At 28.0% G+C, this 5,959-nt stretch carries 7 protein-coding genes; 3 read left to right on the forward strand and 4 right to left on the reverse strand.

Annotation, left to right across the window (positions count from 1 at the left end; all coding sequences use genetic code 11):
• Positions 1-158: 158 nt before the first annotated feature.
• The 4 genes from E6A48_RS03975 to E6A48_RS03990 form a co-directional block, all read right to left on the reverse strand.
• Positions 159-1,121 carry an acetylxylan esterase gene (locus E6A48_RS03975; RefSeq protein WP_219708744.1) on the reverse strand — a complete coding sequence of 321 codons (963 nt, stop codon included), beginning with the start codon at positions 1,119-1,121 and terminating at the stop codon, positions 159-161.
• A 12-nt stretch (positions 1,122-1,133) separates the two neighbouring features.
• Positions 1,134-1,928, reverse strand: a complete 795-nt coding sequence (locus E6A48_RS03980) for a tetratricopeptide repeat protein (RefSeq protein ID WP_219708745.1) — start codon at positions 1,926-1,928, stop codon at positions 1,134-1,136.
• 84 nt (positions 1,929-2,012) lie between these two features.
• Positions 2,013-2,807 (reverse strand): type I methionyl aminopeptidase, encoded by a 795-nt coding sequence (map, locus tag E6A48_RS03985; RefSeq protein ID WP_013244189.1) that lies wholly within the window; start codon positions 2,805-2,807, stop codon positions 2,013-2,015.
• Between the two features lie 22 nt (positions 2,808-2,829).
• Positions 2,830-3,267, reverse strand: a complete 438-nt coding sequence (locus tag E6A48_RS03990; protein ID WP_219708747.1) for a bactofilin family protein — start codon at positions 3,265-3,267, stop codon at positions 2,830-2,832.
• 197 nt (positions 3,268-3,464) lie between these two features.
• Between E6A48_RS03990 and E6A48_RS03995 the strand changes: the two genes are divergently transcribed.
• The 3 genes from E6A48_RS03995 to E6A48_RS04005 are packed head-to-tail and all read left to right on the forward strand — an operon-like array spanning position 3,465 to position 5,835.
• Entirely contained in the window at positions 3,465-4,139 is a 675-nt protein-coding gene (locus E6A48_RS03995; RefSeq protein ID WP_219708749.1) for a hypothetical protein, read from the forward strand.
• A 20-nt stretch (positions 4,140-4,159) separates the two neighbouring features.
• Positions 4,160-4,696, forward strand: a complete 537-nt coding sequence (gene rsmD, locus E6A48_RS04000; RefSeq protein ID WP_219699587.1) for a 16S rRNA (guanine(966)-N(2))-methyltransferase RsmD — start codon at positions 4,160-4,162, stop codon at positions 4,694-4,696.
• A 50-nt stretch (positions 4,697-4,746) separates the two neighbouring features.
• The gene (locus E6A48_RS04005; protein WP_219708751.1) at positions 4,747-5,835 is read left to right on the forward strand and encodes a DUF3810 domain-containing protein; all 1,089 of its coding nucleotides are present in this window, start codon (positions 4,747-4,749) and stop codon (positions 5,833-5,835) included.
• Positions 5,836-5,959 lie beyond the last annotated feature (124 nt).

Raw genomic sequence — 5,959 nt, forward strand, 5'->3', positions numbered from 1 at the left:
CCGCCGCAAAAAGTTGCAAAAAGTGCAAATGTTTTAACCCCATATGCTAGAATATTATAAAGTATAAAATAGTTTTTTAGTTCTCGACAATTATAAATAATATATTCATAAAAATAAAAACGGATAAAAATTATTTGTTTTGGTATAATTTAAAAATATTATAATCTGCTCAAAAAATCTAGCTTCTTTTCCATATGATAATTGTCTCCGCCTTCATGCCCATTAAAAGTATAAACTTCAATAGACTTCTCTCCTGCATAATTATTATAAGCAGCAAACACCGTTGAAGGTGGTACTATTATATCCATAAGACCAACAGAAAATAATGCTTTTGCTTTAGCCCTCTTAGCAAAAAATGCTCCGTCAAAATATGAAAGCGTATTAAAAACGATATTCTCTTTATCTCTATTTGTTTTGCAATATCTCACTATTTCATTATAAGGCAAAGTATCTGTAATCGTAGAAGCCCTTTTATAATCGCATAAAAAAGGAACATCTGCCATCATTGCATCTATTTTTATATTTGAAAGCTCACTTAATGCACATGCAGCTAATGCAATTCCTCCGCCTTGGCTAGAACCATTAATAACAATTTTCTCTGTTGATGAATGTTCTTTCACTGCCTCTACTGCTTTTAGAGCATCTATAAAAACTCTTTTATAATAATAGTCATTTTTGTCTAATATGCCCTTTGTGAGAAATCCGTCAGCATGCACTCCATAGCCTTCAGGGTCAATAGTAGAAGCACCATTGCCATCTTCAGCCCCCTGCCCCCTAGTCTCCATCACAAATACACTATAGCCTGCAGATGGAAAAACTATATGATTAATAGGCAAATCCTTACCGTTTCCATATCCTAAATATTTAATTATACAAGTTAATTTATCAGTATTTTTTGGTGCTATATACCAGCCATTTATAGTATGCTTTTTGTAACCCAAAAAACTCACTTCATAAACATCAAAAAATTTTAAATGTGTTTGTATTAAATTATATTTTGCTTCTGGTTTATGATTATTTTCTTTTATGTTATTAAGCCAAAAACTATCAAAATCGCTTGGTTCTAAGGAGCTTCCTTTATATTGATAAAGTTCATCTATAGATAAATCAAAAAAAGCCATTATTATTTCCTATTAATATATTTTTCTAGGTATTTTTACATTTTTAAGCTGTTCTAATCTGTTTATAATAATCTTGTCAACTTCAAAATTGGAAGGCTCTTCATTTTCAAAACTGTATCCGCTAGCAAGCATGAGAGTTTCTTTCTCTTGTACATAATTACGCATTTTTCTATATATTATAGATATTCTAAATAAAGATAATTTTTGTCTATATCCGTTTAAATATGATTGTCTATAATAATCAATTGCTGATGTTCTTCTGTTTCTTGCATCATAATGCTCTGCCAATTTGAAATATATTCTTCCCTTCTCCATTTTATTATAGCTTCTCTCAGCCATATTAATAATCTCTTGTTCTGTTTGAGAATAATTAGTTTGGTCTATAAGCTTTTCATATATATCAAGCAAATTAAAATAAGCATCATATTTATAAGAAGGTATAGTTAAATTGTTGGCATATTGTATAGATTTTTTATATTCTTCTACAGCCAAGCGATATGTAGCAATTCCTCCCTGCTCTGAAGGTTTACCAGCTTCACTTTCATATATCATACCTAATAAATAATGAGCATCAGCATTTTCAGGATAATATAATAAAGTTTTGTTCATAATAAATAAAGCATAAGAACTATTACCATCATTGATAGCCCTTTTAGCCTCACCTATATAAACCCAAGCAGGCTGCAATTTTCCGTCAAAAGATGACATAAAAAAGTTAGTATCTATTCTTAAAGTTGTAATAGCTGTATTTGTTTGAGAATATAAAGATAAACAAAAAAATAAAAATATAAATAAAAAATGTTTCATGGTATATTACACTGCAAATAATAGTTTTTTATAAATTCTTATTATTAACTATCGGTATAATAAAACTTTATCTTATATATTTTTTTAACTATTCATATATTTGTTAACTATCTCATCATCTTCTAAAGCAGTAAGTATCTCAACACCATCTTCTTTAACAGCAACAGTATGTTCATAATGAGCAGATAAAGAGCCGTCTCTTGTAACAACAGTCCAATCATCATCTTCAATATATATAGCATGATGTCCCATATTAACCATAGGCTCTATTGCTATTACCATATTGGTTTTAAGCACAGGACCAAAACCTTTTTTACCTCTATTAGGCACAGCAGGCTCTTCATGCAAATTAGCTCCAACACCATGACCGTTAAACTCTCTCACCAAAGAATAACCAGCATCTTCTGCAGTTTTCTGTATGGCATAAGAAACATCTCCCAAATGAACACCATCTCTTATCTGTTTTATTCCATTAAAAAATGATTCCATTGTTGTGTCTACAAGCCTTGAAGCTTCTGCTGATACATTGCCAACCTTAAAAGTGAATGCCCTATCTGAATGATAACCCTTATAATAAACGCCTATATCAAGACCTATTATATCACCGTCTTTTAATACTCTTTTTTTGCTTGGTATTCCATGTATTATTTCATCATTTATAGAAGCACATATTGAAGCAGGAAAAGGAGGATTGCCATAGCCCTTAAAAGAAGGCTTTGCATTTTGCTTTCTTATATAATCATAAACAAATTTATCAAGCTCTTTTGTAGATATGCCAGGCTCAACAAGTTTAGAAACTTCTTTAAACACATTTGCTAATATATGTCCGCTTTCACGCATCAAATTTATTTCTGATTGTGTCTTTATTTTAATAGCCATTTTTAATGCTTTCCTTTATTTATCAATTTGATTGATTCTCTGTATTATTTGTATTTTCAAAAGTATTTTCTGCCTCAACTTTATCGCTAAAAGAATCTTCTACTATTTTTGTAATGTTCTTTTTTTGTCCGCCTGTAATAGTCATCTCTCCCTGTATAACAGCACCCTCGCCAACATCTATTTTAGGAGCTTCTATATTTCCTAAAACTCTTCCTGTTTCTATTAATACTACTTCATTTGAAGCTGATATATTACCAATTAAAGTACCTGCTATTGTTATGCTATCTGTAATAATAGTGCTTGTCTTTACTTTACCATTAGTACCTATTATTAAATGCCCGTCTATTTTTAAATCTCCCTCAAATTTACCATCTATTTGAAAAGAGCCTTTTACTATATAAGTTCCTTTGAAATATGAACCTTCACCTATTATACTATTAATCATCTCTCTTTTTGACATAATAATCACACTCCAAATTTATACTTCATTTTGATTTTATAAGTATAAAACTAAAATGTCAAGTTTATATATACTTATCAATAATAACTTTAACCAGTTTATACTAAAATAATTAAATTTTTTGAGTATATAAATAACTTGATTTTTAATGAATATTGTTTAATATTATTGAATACAAATTGATTAAAAGGCTTATTATGAAATTTATTTTTTCAAGAACTATAATAGGAATTTTAGTTTTAATTATTGGGGCATATATTTTGCTTCAATATGTGTTTCATATATATATACCAGCATTAGCATACGTACCTGTATTTACAATAATAGTATCTATATTAATTATAGTATGGGGCATAGCAATAATACTTGGAAGAGGTTTTTACGCATCAAAAATTATAATAGCTCTCACTATAATTACTACAGGACTTTATATTTTAATAAGATATGCTCTCAATATAAATATGCCTTTTATATTATATACTCCTATATTTAGAATGATTATAGGAATGATTATTATATTTCTTGGAATATATATTATAGTAGGTGTTTATTATGTTGGAGATAAATTGCCGAAACAAAAAACAGAAGATTATAATATCAATTTCAAAAGCTCTACAATAGATTTATCAAACATACAAATTGACAGAAATAAAAATGTTAATGTTAATTGTGCCTTTGCTGATACTGTTGTTTTAATCAATCAAAATTTACAAATACATATAAAAGCTTCTAGTGCATTCGGCAGTATTTCAATACCTACTGGGGACAGTGTAAGTTTTGGGGAAATGAACTTTGTTATGGGTACTTCTGACAAAATACTTTATTTGAATGTTAATGCCGCTTTTGCTCAGATTAGAGTATTATATGTTTGATTTTTTATGAGGATACAAAATTGCATATAATATCTGGATACAAAAAAAATAAAAAAATCATTACACCAAAGAGAGATTTTAGACCTACTCAAGGAAAGGTAAGAGAGGCTTTATTTAATATAATAGATGCTAATGATAAAACTTTTTTAGACCTTTGTGCTGGAAGCGGTGCTGTGGGTTTTGAGGCTTTAAGCAGGGGGGCTAAGTTTGCAGCCTTTATAGAAATAGACAGAGAGGCTGTTAAAACAATATTTACAAATGCAAAAAATATATTTGAAGAAAATCAATACAAAATAAAAAGAGTATCAGCAGATGACTATGTTAAAAGAACAAATGATACTTTTGATATAATATTCTTTGACCCGCCTTATCATTCAAAAATTTATTATGAAGTATTTTTAAATATATTTGAAAGAAAATTATTAAATGATAATGGATATTTATTTGTTGAGATGGGGCTTGAATACTATAAAAGCTTTTTAGAGAAAATAAAAGAATACAACTATGAAATAAAAACTTATGGTGAGAGCGTTTTAATAATTTTTAGAAATATGTAATTCAATTTTTTAAGCTTTACAAATAAAATTATTTTGGTTATAATAAAAAAATGAAAAACAAAATCACCTTTCTAATATGTATAATATTTATAGCCATTGTATTAAAACTTCTCACATTATCACCAAAGTTTGTAGAAAATTTTTATTCAAGAAAAGCTTATAAAGCTATATCTGGAAGTATTGGGAAAGTAACATCAAATTTTAGTTTTTCTATTGCTGAAATACTTTTATTTATTTTTATAATATTAATTCTTTTATTCTTTGTTTTCTCTATAAAAAAAATAATATTTGGACAAGAAAAGCTAAAATTAATATTTAACTTTTTATATGTAGTAGTGTGCATTGCAATTATTATATATATAGTTTTTATGTCTGTATGGGGATTAAATTATTATAGATTTCCTCTTATCAATAATTATCAAAATTACTTCTTTGAAAATAATAATATCACAGATGAAGAAGCATATAATAAACTCTATTCACTAGCAGAGCTATTAATAAAAGATTTAAATGATTTGCAAACAAAAATGAAATATGAAACCTCAATCAATACAAATTATCAAGCTCTAAATAGAATGGTTGAAAGCGAATATAATAAAGTTTTTGAAGAGTTTCCATATTTAGAGATGTATTATTCAAGAACAAAACCAATAAAAATATCAAAACTTTTTTTAAGACTTCAAATAACAGGAATATACTCCCCATTTACTTCAGAGGCAAATGTTAATACACTTATACCATACACATCTATGCCTTATACTATAGCTCATGAAATGGCTCATAAAATAGGTATAGCCTACGAAGATGAAGCTAATTTTATTGCGTATCTTGCATGCTCAAAACATAGTGATTTGTTTATACAATATTCAGGAGCATTTGAGGCACTTTTATATGTGTTATCCGAACTTAAAAGAGATGAAAATTATGCTATGCTTATTTCAAACCTCAACGAAAAAACAAAAGAAGAGATAAGATACAATTATGACTTTTGGAATCAATACAGAGGTCAACTCTCTAATATAAGCCATAAAGTAAATGACACATATTTAAAAGCGAATAATCAAATACACGGCATAAAGAGTTATTCAAGAGTAGTAAAACTTTTAATCTATTACAATATGAGCAAAGGTCTTATATAACTACTCGCTGTATGGGCTTGCCGCACGTTAATATTATGCTTTAATTATAACTTATTAGGCGTGCGGGGGAGTGCTTTTTTATTCACAATTTTATTATAAAAATGCAGCCTTTTTGCTTCTTTGT

The sequence above is a fragment of the Brachyspira pilosicoli genome (assembly GCF_019402445.1).
Classification (GTDB): Bacteria; Spirochaetota; Brachyspiria; order Brachyspirales; family Brachyspiraceae; genus Brachyspira; species Brachyspira pilosicoli_B.